The following is a 16,648-nucleotide window of genomic DNA, read 5'->3' on the forward strand; positions in this document are numbered from 1 at the left end:
CTTAGTTAAACCTCGAATTCGGGATGGTTTCTTCGATTTGGGCGGTGGGTGCCGGGATGTCCCAGGTCACAAGGAACGTGGCACCGCCTGCAATCACGGCGAGAACCAGCAACAGAATGATGCGCGATAAGATCTTCATTTTAATCCAGACTTCGAAGCGTTTAAGCGAATGACGCGGATACCAGTATGCTGACGAAAATCAAAGATGCAAGAACCGGAACAGGCAGTTTGACCAATCGTTTCCCATAGTCAGTCAACTCCCGGTCAAGCGGTTCGGTTTGCACATCCGACCTTGGCGTTTCAAGGGGGTGATCGCATCCCAATTCGGCAACTTGATGGCAGTATAGGTGCCTGATACTCACAGAGCGTTAATAACAATCCACAGAAGTAAGGTTGATCGATCCTGTGGTGCACCATAACGAATGTTACCGATATGGGCGCATTGGCGCAGTTTTTTGTGGTGATTTCGGTCCGGTTTGCTTGCGTTCAGGGGCAAGCTGCCCTAAAGAATTGGGTAATTTGTATATCAATTGAATGAACCACAGGACTGCAAACCGAACATGGACAGCAACATTGCCGAGTCGGGTTTGCACGAAGACGTGATCGCCAGAATCCGCAATGGCCTTAAGGGTCAGACATTGGTGTTCATTGGCCTGATGGGTGCAGGTAAAAGCTGCATCGGCCGGATGGTTGCCAAGGAACTCAATCTGGATTTTGTCGATGCCGACCGCGAAATTGAAGAAGCCGCTGGCTGCTCGATTGCTGATATCTTCAAGCTGTATGGTGAAGAGGCATTTCGCGACGGCGAGGAACGTGTAATAGCCCGTTTGCTTGATGGCGAACAGATTGTGTTGGCTACAGGCGGGGGTGCGTTTATTCGCGAACGTACCAGAGACCTTATTCTCGAAAAATCCTTATCGGTCTGGCTGCGCGCCGACCTTGACCTGCTTTTGCAGCGCACCAGCGGTCGGACGCATCGTCCGTTGCTGAACAAAGGTGACCCCAAGCAGGTTTTGGCCGAGCTGATCGATGCGCGTTATCCGGTCTATGCCGGTGCAGACATTATTTTCGACTGTGACGAGTCCTCAAAGGAAGACACCCGTGATGCAGTTCTTGAATTGCTTGCGAATTCCTTTGATGACGACGGCCAGTTGATCAAGACAGGAACCTGACAGAGTGAGCAATCACGACACCCTTCGCGTTGACCTCGGTGCACGCAGCTATGACATCCTTGTTGGCAGCAACCTTTTGGCCGATACCGCCAAATATATTGCGCCGTTCGTCAAAAAGGCCGGCGTGATCGTAATCAGTGATGCGGCCCTTTCGAAGAACCATCTGCCGACAGTGTTAGGTTCTCTTGACGCGGCAGGGATTGGGCATCGTGAAATCGTTGTGCCGTCGGGTGAAAAATCCAAAAGCTTTGCCGTGTTTGAGGATGTTGTCGAACAAATCCTGGCGATGGGCATTGAACGGTCCACATTGATCGTTGCCCTTGGTGGCGGGGTTGTTGGCGATCTGGCCGGTTACGTTGCGGCGTCGCTTTTGCGTGGTCTTGATTTCGTACAAATCCCGACCACCTTGCTTTCGCAGGTCGATAGCTCGGTCGGGGGTAAAACCGGGATCAATTCGAAATCGGGTAAAAATCTTGTCGGGGCGTTTCACCAGCCGCGACTGGTTCTGGCCGATACGTCTGTTCTTGATACCTTGCCGGCCCGGGAATTGCGTTCGGGTTACGCAGAGGTAGCGAAATATGGCCTCATCGACGATCCCGAGTTCTTTTCATGGCTTGAAGAAAATGGTCAGGCCGTTCTCGATACGGATGGCCCCGAGCGCCGTCAGGCCGTCATCAAAAGCTGTGCGGCCAAGGCACGTATTGTTTCCGAGGATGAACGCGAGGGCGGCAAACGTGCCTTGCTTAACCTTGGTCATACCTTTGGTCACGCGCTGGAAGCGGAAACCGGTTATGGTGAAAAACTTCTGCACGGCGAAGCGGTGGCAATGGGAATGGTTATTGCCCATGATGTTTGCGGTGCGATGGGGATGGCCCCTGCCGGGGACAAAGACCGGATCGTTGCGCACCTGAAATCGGTTGGTCTTCCGGTGACTGCGTCGGAAGTGGCGGGTATGCACTGGGATATCGACAAGGTGATTTCCCATATGTCACGTGACAAAAAAGTCAGGGACGGCGAAATTACCTTTGTCATGACACGCGGCATCGGCAAGGCTTTCACATCCAAGGCAATGGATGTAGGAAAGATGCGTGCTGCGATCACGCGTTCCTGCCGTGGCTGATTGAATATTGTTGTCTGCGGTCTACTTTAATCGCAGACACATTTTCCTAACTTGTTTAACGACAATTGATTTTATAGGTGAACACAGGACAAAATGTTTCTGTTGCGATCACCCTTTGGAGACGACCCTGAATGACGATCACGATTGTCGTGATTTTTTTCCTGCTGATGTTGTCGGCGTTCTTCTCTGGCTCGGAAACCGCGCTGACGGCGGCGTCGCGTCCGGTCATGCACCACAAGGAACAGGACGGCGACCTGCGGGCCGGGATCGTCAACAGGTTGCGCCGTTATCAGGAACGGTTGCTTGGCGCAATTTTGCTGGGCAACAATATGGTCAATATCCTGGCATCGGCCCTTGCAACATCGGTGATGATTGAACTGTTTGGTGAAAATGGCGTGGTCTATGCGACTGCGGTCATGACTGCCCTTGTTCTGATCTTTTCGGAAATCCTGCCAAAGACATATGCGCTGCAGCATGCCGATACCATGGCATTGCGGGTTGCGCGCCCGATGAGCATTCTGGTTGTTCTGTTTGCGCCGGTTACCCAAACCATTCAGGTGCTTGTGCAGGCAACCTTGCGCCTGTTTGGCAGTGGCGAAGGGCCGGGCCTGGACAGCGAACGCGAATTACGTGGCGCGATTGAACTTCATGCCGATGACGTGGTTGTCGGCGATCATCATGCCGAACGCACAATGCTGCATGGTGTGCTTGATCTTGAAGATGTCGGCGTCTGGGAAATCATGGTGCATCGTCGCAAGGTGCAAATGATCGATATTTCACGTCCGATGGAAGAAATCCTTGATACCGTCCTCGCCAGCCCGCACACCCGTATTCCGATCTATGAAAAAGACCCTGACAACATTGTTGGTGTCTTGCATGCGCGGGAAGTCCTTAAGGCGATTGTGCGCGGGGCAAAACCCGCAACAGCCGAAGATGTCCGTGAACTGAGCGCCGAGCCATGGTTTATCCCGGATTCAACAACGCTTGCTGATCAGCTTAAGGCCTTCAAGGAACGCCACGAACATTTTGCCATTGTCGTTGACGAATATGGTGCGTTCGAAGGCGTTGTATCGCTTGAGGATATTCTCGAAGAAATCGTTGGCGACATTTCCGATGAAACCGACGTTGAAGTCGTTGGTGTTCATCCACAGTCGGATGGTTCGGTCATTGTGCGCGGTGATGTCACCATCCGTGATTTGAATCGCCGCTTTGGCTGGCGACTGCCCGACGAGGAAGCCGCCACGGTTGCCGGGCTTTTATTGTATGAAACCCGGCGGATTCCCGATGTCGGGCAGCAGTTCCGGTTCCATGGGTTTGAATTCGAAGTCCTGCGGCGTATTCGCAATCAGATCACCCGTGTACGCCTGCGCGCGGTGGTTGATCCCGCCGTTGAAGCTCAAGAATAACGCCCATATTTCCAACTGCTGGAATGCACCGGCCTCACACCATGGTCGCGTAAAAAGTTTCAGGTTTATCTACTTATGGGTTAAACTTCTGTCACGAGGTCTTGACCCAAAGGATTGCAGGGCCACTTGCAAATAAGGGCCCATCGCGCTGATAGTTGATGCAGTGCGCGACCAGACGATCTGATCGGGTTTGGGCATGTGGCAATAGCAACCTGCAGAGAGAGATGCATGGATACGAAAATTGTACCGGGTGTGGTTCAGGAACAATCCATCGCGACACTTAATCCTGCCGACTCAGTGATGGACGCTGTCAATATGATGTCCGAGCGCAAAATTGGCGCCGTCGTTATCGTTGACAACAATGCAAAGCTGGCGGGAATCTTTACTGAGCGTGATCTTGTGAACCGTGTCGTTGCAAAGGGTCTCGATGCGGCGTCTGTTCCCCTGTCAAAAGTGATGACGGCTGATCCAGACACGCTTGGCCCGAACGATAATGCAATGAGCGCACTTGATTTGATGAGCGCGCGGCGATACCGCCACTTGCCTGTCGTTGATGGCGACAAGGTCGTGGGGATGGTGTCGATCCGTGATTTGTTCAATGTGGTGAAAAAGCAGCTTGAAGAAGACGTCCGCGAGCGCGAAAAATTCATCTTCGGTTCCGATTACGGCGTGGCCTGAACAAGCAGGACCCTACCAAATCAGGTGATGGCGAACTCTTGTGAGATGCCTGCACGCATGTTTGCCGTGCGGGCATTCTTGCGTTTGGCGCCATCTTACAGAGTGGAATATAATTTTTGCAGCTTGACAGCGTGTAGGTGAATGTCTTTACGTTTACGTAAAGGAGAGATTCCCAATGCCATTGTCCAGCCCCACGGATCGCGAACATATTCACACCCGCACGGTGACCTGTCAGGGATTTCGCCGCAAGGATGACTTGTGGGATATCGAAGGTCACATCACCGATATCAAAACCTATGGGTTTGAAAATCACGATCGCGGTGAAATTCCGGCAGGTGTTCCTGTCCATGAAATGTGGATACGGGTCACCATTGGCAATGATCTTGTGATCCGGGCAGTCGAGGCGGTGACGGACTATGCTCCATTTGCCGCATGTGATGCGATTGCGCCCGATTATGAAAAACTCGTCGGTCTGAAGCTGGGGCCGGGTTTGCGCAAACAAATCCGTGAGCGGGTCGGTGGGGTTCATGGCTGTACCCACTTAAATGAACTGATAGGGCCTGTTGCAACAACCGCGTTTCAGACCGTGTTCCCAATTCTTGCCAAGGAATCGCTCCAGGCGCAGTCAAATGCATCACCCAAAGGGGCTGCAAGGCGAAATCCGTTGATCAATACCTGCCATGGATGGCGCAGTGACGGTGCCGCCGTGAAGCGCATTTCGCCAGATTCATATACCGGGGATGAATAGGGTTCTGAGCTCAAATCCTGTCTTGTAAGTGAAGATGTGCGGACCAATATCACCAATATCAAAAGTGCTCGTAGAACGTGTTAGGCGGGTTTTGTGTGACCATGTTGCACCGGGTTTGGGAACTTAAAAGGCATTTTGGAAAAACCGCGCGCGGGACCGTTTTGTGCCGTAATTGGCCCTCAGCCTTATGTGTGGGGGCATTTTTTGCGTGGTGCGGTGTGGCCGTTGCGCCAGTTCAGGCCAATGACCTACAGTTATCTGGCCCACAGGTTGCGCAGCTGGAAACCGAGGGTACGGAAGATTTCCTGATCCTTCAGACCAACCTGCACCCCCCTTATCAGGAACTGCAAAACGGTTTGCTCAGAGGCTATTCCGTGGCTGTCCTCAATTGCGTTTTTGAACGTATTAGCGTTGGCTATGGTCTTGCCATCGCCCCACGTCAACGCAATCGGCAGATGGTTCAAAGCGGTCAGGCGGATGGCTTCTTTTTGGCGCGCATCAGCGATGCAATGGATGAATATGCGGTGGCATCAAAGCCGCTTGCGCTGGAAAAGTGGGTATGGGTTTCACTGTATGGTAGCGCAGATGATCCGCATATAAGCCAAGCACCCGATCCAGATGGTTTTGCGACCGTTGGTGCCATTCTTGGGTCAAACGAGGCTGAATGGCTTGAAGAACAAGGTTTCAAGGATCTCATGCGTGTCCCGTCACTTGCGTCATTGGTCGCGCAGGTGGCTGCGGGGCGCGTTGACTATGCGCTGGTCGACAAAAAAAGCTTCGAGATTGCGCGCAACGAGCTGTCACTTGGGGCTGATAAGTTCATGCTGCAGTTTGAACGTTATGCGCCGCTTGTTGTGTATTTTTCCAAACGATATGTGGCCGCGCATCCCGATCTGTTGGGTAAACTGAATGGCGTTCTGGAGTTTTGTGAAACGCGCCCAATGCACCTTGAACCGTGGGAACGCGATTCAATCGAACGTCTTCAGTTGCCCACCGTGCGTCAGTTCGCCAAAACCCCAGAACTGCTAACCATTGTTGAAACGCTCATTCGTGATGCAAAACGCCCCTCAAGCGATCAAAAACGGCTGACCGATGCCGAATGGACGGCCTTGGCCCGCATCGGGCAATCCAGCCCAAAAGCCATCGAAATTTCTGAGAATGCCTTGTCGGAATATCTTCGCGCGTTCCAGATCAGTTCTGACGCGCAGATCGCCGAAGCATTCGTCTTTGATGTTCATGGTCAGATTTTGGGCATGAGCCGGCTGACATCAGACTACGATCAAAGCGACGAGGCGCAATTCCAGATGACAGAAAGCATCAATCAGGATCACGCGCTAATCACCGACATCCGTTTTGATGCCTCAACCAAAACTTTCCTGTCGCAGATAACGGTGCCGATTGTTGATCCCCAAAGCGGCAGAACGCTTGCGGCACTCACAGTAGGGTTGAATGTTTCAGCAGCCCTGCGCCCGGAAAGTTAGGATATCTTGCCAAGCAAGCGTCTGGCCTACTTGTCTGGCGGCTTGGATATTTTAATTGCGATATCGTTGTACCAGTCAGCAGCTGCCTGCATTTCCGCATCAGACAGTTCCTTTGCGATCGGTGTCATGATGTCATGAACCCGCTTGCCGGTTCGAAACGCCTTGAGTTGCGTTTCAATATAGATATTGGCCTCGCCCGCCAGATTGGGGGCATCTTCAAGGGTTGAAATGCCATTTGCGCTATGACAACCAACGCAAAGTTCCGGTGCATCATCTTCTGATGTGCCAGCGGGCAGGGTGCCTGATGCTTCAAAATGACTAAACCAAAGCGCAACCTTGTTGATCTGATCATCAGACAGGCTGCTTGCGACAACGGTCATCATTTCATGTTCGCGTGCCCCGGTCTTGAAGGCCTTGAGTTGCGCAATCAGGTAATCAACCGGTTCGCCGCCGATATGCGGGGCAATCGGAATGCGCGCCAGGCCATCAAGCCCATGACAGGTGCGGCACATGCCGGCCACCTTGCGGCCATCTTTAAGGGCCTGCGGATCAGGTGCAGTCGCTTCCTGTGCGGAAACCGACGAGGCTGTCGGAAGCACCCCGGCGGACAAAAGCCCGCCGAGGAGTGTTATCACGAGTTTACGCATCAATTGCCCTCGTACCAGATGCGATAAAGCGCACCGGCCAGATCGTCGGAAACAATGATCGAACCATCACGCAATTGGGCAACATCGACCGGGCGACCAAGATATTCTTCGTTCTCGTCAATCCAGCCTTCGGCAAACGGTTCGGTGGTGGCGTTGCCTTCATCATCGATGAAGGTCACCATCACCCGCGCACCGACCGGTGTTGTGCGGTTCCACGATCCGTGCTGGGCCGAGAAGATCGCGTTCTTGTATTTGGCCGGGAACATCTTGCCGGTATAGAAGCTCATGCCAAGGTCGGCAGCATGGGCGACGGTTTCCACCGCAGGCATGACCACATCATAAGGCACTTCCTGACCGGCATATTCATTCGTGCGGACGTCACCGCCGCCATACCATGGATGGCCGAAATGCTGTCCCATTGCTGTTTGCCGGTTGATTTCACCGGGCGGGATGTCATCGCCCATTCCATCGACCTGGTTGTCCGTCCACCACAGTTCGCCTGTTTCCGGATGGAAGTCATGACCAACGGAGTTACGCACCCCATAGGTGTAGACTTCACGGTCGGTGCCGTCGGTATTGATGCGGATGATGCCGCCAATCCCGAATTCGCGGTACAGTTCAAGTTTGTCTTCCGGCGCAACATTAAACGGCTGACCAAGCGAGATATAAAGCTTACCGTCCGGGCCGATTTTGCAAACACGTGCGGTGTGATTATAGCTTTCCTCTGCTGGCGGGACCAGATCGCCTTGCTTGACCACGTTAAAGGCCGCAACATCCGGGCTCTCATAGAAAAACTCGGCTGCCGGGAAAACCAGAACGCGATTCTGTTCAGCGATATAAAGGAACCCGTCAGAGGAGAAACACGGACCATTGGGAATGGCAAAGCGCAGCGACGGGGCGAAGTCCTTGACCTCGTCGGCGACCCGGTCCTTGTTGCGGTCGGTCACGGCCCAGACTTTATCCTTGCGTGTGCCGACAAAGGTTACAACCCCCTGTGGTCCTACAGCAATATGGCGGGCATCAGGGACGACGGCATAAAGACCGATCTTAAATCCAGCAGGAAGCGTGATGCGTTCCAGGGTCTTTTTGATCCCTTCGGCGTAATTCCCGCCCTGTTCAATAACAGTGAATTCTGTCGTCCCGGTTGATTGGAAGTTTGAAAGTTTTTCAAGATTGTCCGGCGCAGGTGCTTGCGCATAGGCGGTTCCGGACATGGCAAGCGCAATACTCGCCATTAGAAGGCGTTTCGTCATTACGTAGTCCTCCCGATTGTTGCGGATGCCATTTACCGGCATCCGAGCCGAGCGAACTTCGATATTCGCACGACTTGTCTATAAGCATTGCGCCCAATCGGGATTAACGTCTAGGTTGATTTCACTATATGGAATTGTGTTTAATTGTTTTTATTCGCCAGCGCGGTTTCATATTCTGCGGGTGTCATGGTTTTCAGTGCCAACGCATGAACCCGGTCCTTGAGCAAGGCATCAAGCGCGCCATAAACAAGGCGCTGGCGATTAACCCGATTCTCACCTTCGAATTTTTCAGACACCACAAGAACAGAAAAATGGGACTCGCCACGCGGGTCTGCACCGGCATGACCGGCATGTTTTGACGAATCGTCATTGATCTGAAGTTCAGTCGGGGCGAATTGTTCGCTCAGGATGTCGCGGATCTGATTGGCTACCTGCATGGTAAGGGCCTCTGTTCTCTTGGGATGTTTGCAAATCACTGCAAAAACGAATCTGCCTTGCACGTTCTGGCAGGTGAAGGCCGTTTTTCAAGCCTTTTATCGCACTTAAAGCGACCGTATGATATTGCGCATATCGAATTTTCAGAACATATAGACGCAAATGAACCGAGGACACCGCAACAAGCGCAAGACGCTCAACCATGAAGAACCCATCCTGCCCGATTGCGATTGGCCGGGATGTGAGGGGCATGGCGAGTTCCGTGCGCCCAAGGATCGCAAGTTGCGGGACTATTATCAGTTCTGTCTTGAACATGTCCGTGAATACAATAAATCCTGGAACTACTATGAAGGCATGAAAGCCGAGGATATCGAAAGCGACGTACGCCGCGATACCCATTGGCAACGCCCGACCTGGCAGTTCGGTCATATTCGCGGATCAAAAAAGCCGTTCAATTTCAAATTCAAAGACGGGTTTGGCTTCTTTAACGAAGATGGTGATCAAACCCATCACGGACCCGGTGCCGAAGACAAGGCCAGGGCAGAACGCAAACGCAAAAGCGAAGAGGCCCAACGCCGTGCCGGTGCCCTTGGCATGCCAAGCGAACAGCAACAGGCGATGGCGACCCTTGATCTCGGCTGGCCGTTTACGCGTGATGAACTAAAAGCGAAATACAAGGCACTTTCCAAGAAGTACCATCCCGATGCCAATGGCGGGGATAAGGCGGCCGAGGAGCGATTTAAAAAGATCAGTGCCGCCTATACGTCGCTCACACGCTATATCCGCGACCTTGAGTCGCGGGTTTCGCTCTGAATTTTCTGCGAATTTCAGGAAATTTTGGTCAAACTGGTTGCAGTTTGCGTATCTGGGTTGTCTTATCGGGCAAACCTTTTGCGATAATAGATATTTTTTGCGCATCTTCCCTTTGTGTGATGCGCCATAACCGCTATTAATGAGCAAGTTTAACGAAACGACCGCGCCACCAGCGCCGGTCCGAAAAATGCGCGAGTACTTATGAGCCAAGGTTACGAAGCAAGCGGCGTTGCAGCCGAGCATCCGCTTGATACACCGGATACGATGATCTCTGTGCGTGATACGTTCGGGATCGACGTTGATATGGAAGTCCCGGCCTTTAGCCAGGGCAGCGAACATGTGCCGGTCGCCGATCCGACCTATCGTTTTGATCGCGACACCACGCTGGCAATTCTTGCAGGCTTTGCCCATAACCGCCGCGTGATGATCCAGGGTTATCACGGCACGGGGAAATCGACCCATATCGAACAGGTGGCGTCGCGCCTGAATTGGCCGTGTGTGCGTGTCAACCTTGATAGCCACATTAGCCGTATCGATCTGATCGGCAAGGATGCAATTGTTCTGCGCGATGGCAAACAGGTGACTGAATTCCGCGAAGGCATTTTGCCGTGGGCATTGAAACGCCCGGTAGCGATGGTCTTTGATGAATATGATGCCGGTCGTCCGGACGTCATGTTCGTGATCCAGCGTGTGCTTGAAGTCGATGGCAAACTGACGCTTCTTGATCAGAATAAGGTCATCCACCCGCATTCGCATTTCCGCCTGTTTGCGACCTCGAACACGGTTGGTCTTGGCGATACCACGGGCCTGTATCACGGTACTCAGCAGATCAACCAGGCCCAGATGGACCGCTGGTCGATCATTGCAACGCTGAACTATCTGTCGGTTGCGGATGAAACCAACATCATCGCCGCCAAGGTTCCGGCCTTTGATGATGCCGAAGGCCGTGAGAAGATCGAAGCCATGGTGGCCCTTGCCAATCTGACCCGTCAGGGGTTTGTTGCCGGGGATATTTCGACCGTGATGAGCCCGCGTACGGTGATCACGCTTGCGGAAAACGCCAAGATTTTCGGTGATATTTCCTATGCCTTCCGCGTGACGTTCCTAAACCGTTGCGATGAAGTCGAACGTCCGATCCTGGCGGAATATTACCAGCGTTGCTTTGGCGATGAACTGCCTGAGGAAGCCATCAATGTGATGGTCCGCTAAGGCGTGGCCTTAAAGCAGATTGGTGAACTGGTTCCACAAGCGAGTAGTGCAATGAAGAATGATGAGGCTCTTTCCGGCTTCTTGCGCGGTACGGCAGCGACGTTTCGTGCGCTTGCCGGGCGCAATGACCTGGAAGTCGGCTTTGTCAAAGGCGGGCGTCCGGGGGGATACGGCGAACATGTGCGTTTGCCAATGCCCAAACAGGCCATGCCCAAGGAAGAAGTCGCTGATCTTCGCGGTGTTGCCGATGGTTGGGCGCTTAAAATGCGCCACCATGACGCGGCCCTGCATACCAAACGCATGCCGGAAACAGCCGAAGCACAGGCAGTTTATGATGCGCTTGAAACCGCACGGGTTGAGGCGGTTGGATCACGGTATTTTCCAGGGGTTCGCAAGAACCTTCGCGAACATGCCGAACAGGATTGCCACGCCAAAAACTATCACCGTGTAACATCGCGTGATGATGCACCGTTCGCCGATGCGATCGGGATGCTGGCGCGTGAAGTTTTTACCGGTGAAAGGGCACCTGAATCAGCCCGTCCGCTGATTGATCTGTGGCGGTCCCACATCGAAGAAAATGCCGGTGCTGATCTGACCGATCTGCGTGATGTGATGGACGATCAGGATGCTTTTGCGCGCGGTATGCGCCGTTTGCTTGATCACCTTTCGCTGGAAGAAGACCTTGATGACGCCCCGCCTGAACAGGAAGGCGAGGATGACGAACAAAAGGACGGCGAAACTGATCCAGAGCAGGAAGACATGGAAAGTCAGGGCGGCCAGCAAGGCCAGAATGACGATTCTGAACCTGATGGCGGTGATGATCAGCAAGACGCCGGCTCCGAAGAAGCCGAAGCAGGCGAAGGTGATATAGACGATCAGCAGCTCGAAGCCATGTCGCAGGAAGAAAAACCTGCCGGGCCCGGCGAACAACCGGAATTTGATGGCCGTAACGAGCCGGTTGAACGTGGTTACGAGCCCTTTACCCGCGAATTTGACGAGGTCGTCACCGCAGACGATCTGTGTGAGAACCTTGAACTTTCGCGCCTGCGGGCGATGCTTGATAAGCAGCTTGCCAATCTTCAGAACGTGGTCTCCAAGCTTGCCAACCGTTTGCAGCGCCGCCTGATGGCTCAACAAAACCGTGGTTGGGATTTTGACCTTGAAGAAGGCATTCTTGATGCCGCCAAACTTGCGCGCATTGTTTCGACCCCATCGACGTCCCTGTCGTTCAAGCAGGAACAGGATACCGATTTCCGCGATACGGTTGTGACGCTTTTGATCGATAATTCCGGATCCATGCGCGGACGCCCGATCACGATTGCCGCCCTCTCGGCTGATATTCTGGCGCGCACGCTGGAACGCTGCGGGGTAAAGGTCGAAATTCTTGGCTTTACCACGCGTCAGTGGAAAGGTGGTCAATCACGCGAAAACTGGGTCGAGGCCGGAAAACCGCCAAAACCCGGTCGCCTGAATGATTTGCGTCATATCGTCTACAAGGCGGCCGATACGCCGTGGCGTCGGGCGCGCAAAAACCTTGGTCTGATGCTGCGCGAAGGATTGCTTAAGGAAAACATCGACGGCGAAGCACTGCTTTGGGCGCATGAACGTCTTTTGGGCCGAAGTGAACAACGCCGGATCATGATGGTGATTTCCGATGGTGCGCCGGTTGATGATTCGACCTTGTCAGTGAACTCCGGAAATTATCTGGAACGTCACCTGCGTGAAGTCATTGAATGGATCGAAACCAAATCGCCGGTCGAACTTCTGGCGATTGGTATCGGCCACGATGTGACACGCTATTACCGCCGTGCGGTGACGATCAATGATCCGGAAGAACTGGGCGGTACGATGCTTCGCGAATTGTCTGACCTGTTTGATGAACAAGGCGCGCGGCAACCCAAACGCCCGATGCGCCATGTGCCGGCCGATAATGCGCAGGCCCGTGATCGCGCTGCGGGTGACCGCGACCGCTGGTAAAGCCAAGGTGTATCGAGGATGACCACCATCACCCGCTTTGCACCCAGCCCGACCGGATATCTTCATCTCGGCCATGCGGCCTCGGCATTGTTTTCAGTGAAACAGGCTGGGCCGGATGGCCGTTTTCTTTTGCGGATCGAAGATATCGACCAAACCCGCTGCCGTCCGGAATATCTTGAAGCGATCTACGAAGACCTCGCGTGGCTTGGTCTTGAATGGGAAAAGCCGGTCCGGGTGCAGTCCGATCATTTTGCAGATTATCAGACGGTTCTGGATCGGTTGTCGGACATGGAATTGCTTTATCCGTGTTTTTGCACCCGCAAGGACATTCAGGCCGAAATTGCCCGCATTGGCAATGCGCCACACGGGCCTGATGGCGCGCTTTATCCCGGTACCTGTCGGCATTGTTCGCCAACCGAACGCCGTGACCGTATCGCAGCAGGTGAAAGTTATGCCCTGCGCCTTGATATGACAGCTGCCATCAAACGGGTGGGCAAGGAACTGACATGGTTTGATCGGGCAGCGGGCAAACAAATCGCCACACCGGAAATCTTTGGTGATGTGGTGCTCGCACGCAAGGACACACCTACAAGCTACCATGTATCGGTTACCCATGATGACCACCTTCAGGGCATCACGCTTGTTACCCGTGGGCAGGATCTGTTTTTTGCCAGTCATCTGCACCGGTTGTTGCAAGAATTACTGGGCTATGATGTGCCCGAATATCATCACCACGGGCTTCTGACCGGCCCGGATGGCAAACGCTTTGCCAAGCGTGACAAATCCCAAACCTTGCGCGCCATGCGCGCAGAAGGGCTGAGCCCGGATGCAGTGATCAGGCAAGCAGCACTGTCCTGATCAAACCTGATCGAAAGTGGGATTGCGCGGCAGCCGCCATCCTTAAAAAACGAACGACGAGAACCAAATGAATAAAACGTACTTCCTGCTTCCGTGGGAACAGTCGACCGTGCTGCATGGGTTATTCGTTTTCAATGTGCCTTTGTATTTGCATGTGGTTTTGACAGCAATTTTTTATCGTTGTTTTGGTTTCGGTGATATTCTCGTTGGCGTTGCATAGTACGTTTGTATAGGATTGAAGTGGAATGGGAAGAAGTCAGGGGCGCTAGACCAGATGGAAAACAACGCCAATTTGGTCAGCAGGATCGGGAAACGTGTTTTGGGTCCTGGCATCGGGGGGGCACTGATCAGCGATGAGCTGATTGGCCGGGTGCAGCGTGACCTTCTTGATTTGGCCTATAGCAACAATTGGGCGAATGTTCTGGTGAACCTTGCCGCGAGTGCCAGTCTGGTTGGGGCACTGTGGGTTTTGGGTGCCCTGAACCTGATGAACGTAATCTGGTTGCTGGTTGTCGCCATGGTATGTGTCGTGCGTCTTTGGGGCGGGTACCTTTTTCATCGGGCACGCGCCGTCGTCGACGAGATGAAGGACGAAGAATTCCGCAGGTGGCGGTTGCGTTATCGGATGAGTGCCATTTCAAACGCCCTGATGTGGTCAGTGATCGCACTTCTTGAAATTCCAACAGAGAACAATGAAACCCAGTTTCTGACCATGATCGTTCTCGCCGGCATGGCAGGTGGTGCAACAGGTATTCTTGCGCCAGCCTTTCTGGTTGGTCGGGTTTATCTTGTTTGCCTGATTTTGCCGCCTGCGATCATCCTTGCCGTCATGGCGGAACCGAACCTTATTCTTTCGGGATTGGCGTTGGTGTTTTTGATGGTGATGTTGGTGACCCACAGAAACAACCATGCTGTTCTTTTCAGATCATTCGTCCTGAAGCATCAAAATCAGGCACTGGTCGAAGATCTGACACAGAAAAACCGCATCACCGAAAACTGGAACGCAACGCTTGAAACCAGGGTTGCGCAACGTACCGAAGAACTCCGAAACCTGGTCGAACATGATGCCTTGACCGGTATCTTGAACCGCGACGGGATTGTCGCGTGGTTTGAAGAGAAGAAACGGTTGGATGCAACGCTTGAATATGCGGTGCTGTTTATCGATCTGGACCGGTTCAAGCAGATTAATGACGGCCTTAGTCACGCGATCGGGGATGAGGTCCTGCGTGTTGTCAGCACACGCCTTGGCAGCTTTGCCGATGATCGCCATGCCTTGGGGCGCTGGGGTGGGGATGAATTCCTGATGGTGCTGGCTGCACCGCATGAAGAACTTCACGATCTGGTCGAAATCACCATCACGCAGGCCCAGAAAGCCGTGAGCGCGCCGATCAATATCGTTGGTCATACCTTGCACGTCGGGTTTAGCACCGGGGTTGCTTTCGCATCTGGTCATAATCCCGGGATTTCAGAACTGATCCATTGGGCGGATCTTGCCGCTGCAGAAGTCAAAAGATCAGGGCGTGGCAGTGTCCATAACTATGACAGGATGCTTTTGCTCGAACAGGAGCGCCGCCTAAGCGTCACGCAGGCCCTGCGGCGTGCCCTGGATGCTGATGAGTTTCACATCGAATATCAGCCGGTCATTGATGCGCAAACAGGGCGTATTATTGTCTATGAAGCGCTTTTGCGCTGGCAAAGTGCCCTTCTGGGTTCCGTGCCCCCTGATGAATTCATTCCGATTGCCGAGGAAAGTGCCCTGATTGTGGAAATCGGAGAATGGTGTATGGGTGCCGCCTGTAAGACCATACAGGAATGCGGTGAAGTATCTGACGATACCAAAATCGCAATTAACGTATCAATACGTCAAATCGTCATGCCGAACTTTGCCGAAATGGTTGCGCGCGTTCTTGCCGATACGGGGCTTGCCGCTGATCGGCTGGTGCTGGAGGTCACAGAGTCTATCTTTGAAAAGCGTCAGATGAACCAGATCGCCAAAGTGCTGGGAAAGCTTCATGGCATGGGTGTTGAAATCTATATCGATGATTTCGGAACCGGCTATTCATCGCTATCACGGCTTCATGAAATCAGAATGGATGCCGTTAAAATCGACAAATCCTTCATTCTGGCGATGGATGACAATGCCCGCGTGGTGATCGAAGCCGCAATCCAGATTGCACACCGTTTCGGATTAAGGGTCATTGCCGAAGGTATCGAAACGAAAGACCACCGGTGCGAGCTTGAAGCAATGGGGGTTGATGCCTATCAGGGGTACTTCTTTGCCCGTCCGGGCGTCTTGCCCTGCGAAGATCAGCATTGGCAGATCAGCGAAGTTTCCAACACATAAGCAGCAAGCTCCGGTTGGAGGGCGAGATGCGTCAGGTCGCTTCCATCACTTCACAGGCAAGCTGTTGCTGATTTTGTTCTGCTGCCTTGCGTTTCTTAAGGCGTTTGCTGACGCTGATAATGGCTTCAAGGATCGGGATCAGTTCACGGCCCAGATCACTCAGTGAATATTCAACCGAAGGCGGGGATGTCGGCATGACCTTGCGTACGACAACGCCTTTGGCCTCAAGATCGCGAAGCCGGGTGCTCAGAACCTTGGCCGATACGCCGGGCAAGTCGACCTTGAGTTCGTTAAACCGCCGGGGGCCTCCGCTCAGATACCAGATCACACCGGGTGTCCATGCCCCTTCAATCAGGGGCAGGCATTCCGCAAGCGGGCAGTTTTCCGGCGGATTATTCGACTGGTTTTTGCGGACTTTTAAGGGCACCGTTCGCTCACATGGTTACTGTTTGGTAATCTCAAACGAAAGGTTACCTAAAGTTATCTACTATGCAAAGGTAATTTTCT

At 53.2% G+C, this 16,648-nt stretch carries 16 protein-coding genes; 11 read left to right on the forward strand and 5 right to left on the reverse strand.

The genetic code is table 11. The features are described from left to right. Position 1 precedes the first annotated feature (1 nt). Entirely contained in the window at positions 2-139 is a 138-nt protein-coding gene (locus tag JF44_RS20555) for a hypothetical protein (RefSeq protein WP_202901484.1), read from the reverse strand. Positions 140-560: 421 nt separating this feature from the next. Between JF44_RS20555 and JF44_RS0106565 the strand changes: the two genes are divergently transcribed. From JF44_RS0106565 to JF44_RS0106590, 6 genes are all read left to right on the forward strand, one after another. Further along, positions 561-1,172, forward strand: a complete 612-nt coding sequence (locus JF44_RS0106565) for a shikimate kinase (protein WP_052065522.1) — start codon at positions 561-563, stop codon at positions 1,170-1,172. Positions 1,173-1,176: 4 nt separating this feature from the next. After that, positions 1,177-2,292: a 3-dehydroquinate synthase gene (gene aroB / locus JF44_RS0106570; RefSeq protein WP_033068140.1), complete on the forward strand. Its 1,116-nt coding sequence runs from the start codon at positions 1,177-1,179 to the stop codon at positions 2,290-2,292. Positions 2,293-2,423: 131 nt separating this feature from the next. Then, positions 2,424-3,698, forward strand: a complete 1,275-nt coding sequence (locus JF44_RS0106575; protein ID WP_033068141.1) for an HlyC/CorC family transporter — start codon at positions 2,424-2,426, stop codon at positions 3,696-3,698. Between the two features lie 228 nt (positions 3,699-3,926). Beyond that, the gene (locus JF44_RS0106580) at positions 3,927-4,376 is read left to right on the forward strand and encodes a CBS domain-containing protein (protein WP_033068142.1); all 450 of its coding nucleotides are present in this window, start codon (positions 3,927-3,929) and stop codon (positions 4,374-4,376) included. Between the two features lie 175 nt (positions 4,377-4,551). Next, the gene (locus JF44_RS0106585; protein WP_033068143.1) at positions 4,552-5,124 is read left to right on the forward strand and encodes a DUF2889 domain-containing protein; all 573 of its coding nucleotides are present in this window, start codon (positions 4,552-4,554) and stop codon (positions 5,122-5,124) included. Positions 5,125-5,342: 218 nt separating this feature from the next. Beyond that, positions 5,343-6,605 carry a transporter substrate-binding domain-containing protein gene (locus JF44_RS0106590; RefSeq protein ID WP_238318389.1) on the forward strand — a complete coding sequence of 421 codons (1,263 nt, stop codon included), beginning with the start codon at positions 5,343-5,345 and terminating at the stop codon, positions 6,603-6,605. A 26-nt stretch (positions 6,606-6,631) separates the two neighbouring features. Here the strand turns inward: JF44_RS0106590 and JF44_RS0106595 are convergent, their stop codons facing one another. The 3 genes from JF44_RS0106595 to JF44_RS0106605 form a co-directional block, all read right to left on the reverse strand. After that, complete coding sequence (locus JF44_RS0106595) at positions 6,632-7,252, reverse strand: c-type cytochrome (RefSeq protein ID WP_033068144.1); 621 nt, start codon at positions 7,250-7,252, stop codon at positions 6,632-6,634. Further along, positions 7,252-8,505, reverse strand: coding sequence for a PQQ-dependent sugar dehydrogenase (locus tag JF44_RS0106600; protein WP_033068217.1), 1,254 nt, complete (start codon positions 8,503-8,505; stop codon positions 7,252-7,254). The genes JF44_RS0106595 and JF44_RS0106600 overlap by 1 nt, the downstream gene beginning before the upstream one ends. A gap of 140 nt (positions 8,506-8,645) precedes the next feature. Then, on the reverse strand, positions 8,646-8,942 hold the full coding sequence (locus JF44_RS0106605) for a BolA family protein (protein WP_033068145.1): 297 nt from the start codon (positions 8,940-8,942) through the stop codon (positions 8,646-8,648). 160 nt (positions 8,943-9,102) lie between these two features. On the opposite strand from JF44_RS0106605, the gene JF44_RS0106610 reads away from it, so the two are divergent. The 5 genes from JF44_RS0106610 (at position 9,103) to JF44_RS0106630 (ending at position 16,141) form a co-directional block, all read left to right on the forward strand. Further along, positions 9,103-9,753, forward strand: coding sequence for a DnaJ domain-containing protein (locus tag JF44_RS0106610; protein WP_033068146.1), 651 nt, complete (start codon positions 9,103-9,105; stop codon positions 9,751-9,753). Positions 9,754-9,954: 201 nt separating this feature from the next. Then, positions 9,955-10,962, forward strand: coding sequence for a cobaltochelatase subunit CobS (gene cobS / locus JF44_RS0106615; RefSeq protein WP_033068147.1), 1,008 nt, complete (start codon positions 9,955-9,957; stop codon positions 10,960-10,962). Positions 10,963-11,013: 51 nt separating this feature from the next. Further along, positions 11,014-12,939 carry a cobaltochelatase subunit CobT gene (gene cobT, locus JF44_RS0106620; RefSeq protein ID WP_033068148.1) on the forward strand — a complete coding sequence of 642 codons (1,926 nt, stop codon included), beginning with the start codon at positions 11,014-11,016 and terminating at the stop codon, positions 12,937-12,939. A gap of 18 nt (positions 12,940-12,957) precedes the next feature. Beyond that, entirely contained in the window at positions 12,958-13,797 is an 840-nt protein-coding gene (gene gluQRS, locus JF44_RS0106625; RefSeq protein ID WP_033068149.1) for a tRNA glutamyl-Q(34) synthetase GluQRS, read from the forward strand. A gap of 274 nt (positions 13,798-14,071) precedes the next feature. Continuing rightward, positions 14,072-16,141 (forward strand): putative bifunctional diguanylate cyclase/phosphodiesterase, encoded by a 2,070-nt coding sequence (locus JF44_RS0106630; protein ID WP_033068150.1) that lies wholly within the window; start codon positions 14,072-14,074, stop codon positions 16,139-16,141. 31 nt (positions 16,142-16,172) lie between these two features. On the opposite strand, the gene JF44_RS0106635 is transcribed toward JF44_RS0106630, so the two are convergent. Further along, positions 16,173-16,568: a winged helix-turn-helix transcriptional regulator gene (locus JF44_RS0106635; protein ID WP_052065523.1), complete on the reverse strand. Its 396-nt coding sequence runs from the start codon at positions 16,566-16,568 to the stop codon at positions 16,173-16,175. Between the last annotated feature and the right edge of the window lie 80 nt (positions 16,569-16,648).

The sequence above is a fragment of the Thalassospira australica genome, from assembly GCF_000763295.1.
Lineage (GTDB): Bacteria > Pseudomonadota > Alphaproteobacteria > Rhodospirillales > Thalassospiraceae > Thalassospira > Thalassospira australica.